This window comes from Pseudoalteromonas sp. TAE56 (genome assembly GCF_000497955.1).
GTDB lineage: Bacteria > Pseudomonadota > Gammaproteobacteria > Enterobacterales > Alteromonadaceae > Pseudoalteromonas.
In genome coordinates this window covers 1-2,844 of the sequence record NZ_AUTN01000141.1, presented here as the reverse complement: position 1 = coordinate 2,844, position 2,844 = coordinate 1, and the positions used below count along the sequence as shown (strand labels likewise).

The window sequence follows — 2,844 nt, the reverse complement described above, 5'->3', positions numbered from 1 at the left end:
GAAAATAACTCCGTAATGGCAGTTTTAACTTTTACTGAATGGTTTTTAATTTATGCTAATAGCTTTTCGCAGTTACTGATATTCGCTCGCCGCTTTCGCTTTAAGTTTTCACAGTAACTTGCTTGTGAGGTCGGCCTGCCTACTGCGCCGTGAAATACGCGCGTAAATTGCGTAGTGAGTTTTAGCCAGTTATCTGGGGATATATTAAGCCTTTCTAGTAAAGGAAGGTTCATATTATCAATATGCCCGCGTTTATCCTCTCGTATTATTCGCCCTGTTAACTCAACAAGTTCAAGGTACGATTTAAGCTCAAACGGCAGCCCTTTAGGCATAATCTGACGTGGCATGCCTGCAAAACGTAGTAACTGCTTAGGTTGTTTACCTTCTCCCGCGCATGTTAAGCGATTTTGTACACTGGTATGGTCTGACTCTTCTGGTGTGTTAGCCATTTTAGCCCTCATGGGATTTAAATCGACATAGGCCATACAAGCTGCAAGTGCTGCTTCATCTAGTAATGCTTGCGATTTGAATCTCCCCTCCCAAAATCTACCCGTGCAGTTATCTTCTTTATTTGCTCTGCGGGCAATGTCTTCATTTAATAGCCGCATAAACCAGCTGATACTTGATAAGCGTTCGCGGTATTGCTTTACTGTTTGATTAAAAAAGATAAGTTCAACTTTACTTAGCTTTTCACCTTGTACATATTTTTGCGTTAACAATGTGCCTTTACAGAGTTTATGCCAGCGAATAACAATCGCTTTATCATTCAGCCTGTTTGCTTTCTTATCATCTACATATAGTACCAAATGAGTGTGATTACTCATTACGGCATAAGCACATACATCAATACAAAATATTTTTGCGAGCATAAGTAACTTATCTTCAACCCAACCTCTACGATGCTCGTAAGATTGACCTGTAAAACGGTCTTCGCCACATAAAAATGCACGACGCACGCAACGTGAAATACAATGGTAGTATTTTGTATCAACCAAACTTACTTGACGTTTTCTCGCGATTGCCATAAGACACCCAGCTTGTTTTTTGCACTAAACAAAGGCTAGCCTCTAACTCCGTAAAGTGCAAAATTTAGGATGGGTGTCTTGTTTATTGTTGTTTATTGTGTTTATTGTTGGCTAAATTTTACTAGTCGTCCACCTCAGGGCGTGTTGTTATGTTAATAGAGCTCTCTAGTAGCGACAGCATTAGTACCAAAAGCTGAACTTTCCACATTTAAATCCTCATGTTCCTCCAAGCACACATACTTCATTAATTGTCTTTTTATCGTATAACCACCGCTACTAGATGTTGTAAAATAATCTAGCTGGGGCTCTTTTCTTAATTGCATGTGCTCAAGCATTTTGAATTTAATTAACAAAATCCTAAATTGCCCAGCATCAACGCTTTTACAAATGCAATTAAAAAATAAAATTGATAATTCATTTGTGGATAATTGAGCACGAAGTATTCTTGCGTATTTAAACTTAAGTTCATCTGAACACGATGAATCATTTATAAATTTTAAAATTTGAAATAAACCACGAAAATAGTGGCCTACAATATGGTTTTCAGTATCTTGAAATTTTGAGTAGTTCTCAAGAGATTTTTCTGGATGATTTTCTTCATAAATCCAACTTACAATTGAGCCAAAAACTGCTCTTCCAGAAGTATCTGCTTTGTTTGTGTTTATCGCACAGCACAATACAGAGTTATTAAATACTAATGAATCTATATTTTCATTGTGAATCTTAAGCATATTAAAGAATGTATTCTCTAATATTTGCTGTTTACCTGACTCACTTTGCTCAGCTAAAGCATCAGCGGTTCTTGAAAACTCTCTTCGAGCAAGTGCTAGTTCTGTTTTTTGCATTACAATAGTAATTAACAAGCCAAGAAACATTAAAAAAGTTAGAATAGGGTTTAATACACCACCAAAAAAATCACCAAATTCACCAAGTTTCCATTCACTCAAACCTAAAAAGTTCAGCCTGAGTAGTAGATTAAGTAATAAAACGAAGATAGATGAAAATAACGCAAATCTAAAAATATAAAATAAATGTTTAGTTGTTTTATCTTTAGTTTTACCGACTAAATTTATGAATGCTCTAAAAACCTTTTTCTCATAATAGCTATATTTATTTTTAATTTTTTTTGATAAAGACAAATGCTGATCCTTCAATTATTAACATAACGCCTAAATAAGAGGCGTATAATAGCTGGCTAAAATTAGTGAGGCACGAACGACAGCCAGCTGTTAGACGTCCTGCTTAATTTTCTTGTATGGATAATAAACCCATAAATTAATTAATACTTTAACCAAGCTCGGATAATGTGAGGCCCAAGCTTTGGCTGCAACCAAAGTCTTTTATACAGTAGTTCGATTGATTGAAGGCTCCTCTATTGAGAGACCGATAACAAGAAAGAACGCTGTATAAACTCCAAGCATTAAACTCGGATAGTCAACGGGGCCTCGAGCCCGAATCGCAAGGCAGAGTCAGCTTATTATGAATACACTCAATAATCAAAATGAAATTAACGTCGGTGTCGATACAGGTAAAACTCAACTCGATATTTACATCCGACCTTTAGATATATATTTCACCGTAGAAAACAATGACGGCGGCATTAAACACGCTATAAAAACACTAAAAAAGCACCCAATAACGCGTGTTACTATTGAAGCAACTGGGCGCCTTGAACACCCCTTTATTATGGCGTGTGCTCAAGCGAATATCCCTTTCGTTGTTGCTAATCCCGTTAATATTAAACGTTTCGCAGGCGCTATTGGCCAAAAAGCAAAAACAGATAAACTTGATGCGCAACTCATCGCTCATTTTGGTGAAG

Annotated in this window: 3 protein-coding genes; 1 reads left to right on the top strand and 2 read right to left on the bottom strand. The window is 36.6% G+C overall.

What is annotated here, in order from left to right:
- Window positions 1-50: 50 nt before the first annotated feature.
- The gene (locus L656_RS0117210) at window positions 51-1,025 is read right to left on the bottom strand and encodes a transposase (RefSeq protein ID WP_024600115.1); all 975 of its coding nucleotides are present in this window, start codon (window positions 1,023-1,025) and stop codon (window positions 51-53) included.
- 152 nt (window positions 1,026-1,177) lie between these two features.
- Window positions 1,178-2,164 carry a putative phage abortive infection protein gene (locus L656_RS0117205; RefSeq protein ID WP_024600114.1) on the bottom strand — a complete coding sequence of 329 codons (987 nt, stop codon included), beginning with the start codon at window positions 2,162-2,164 and terminating at the stop codon, window positions 1,178-1,180.
- Window positions 2,165-2,504: 340 nt separating this feature from the next.
- On the opposite strand from L656_RS0117205, the gene L656_RS0117200 reads away from it, so the two are divergent.
- The coding region (locus L656_RS0117200; RefSeq protein WP_024600113.1) for an IS110 family transposase at window positions 2,505-2,844 on the top strand (340 nt) is incomplete at its 3' end.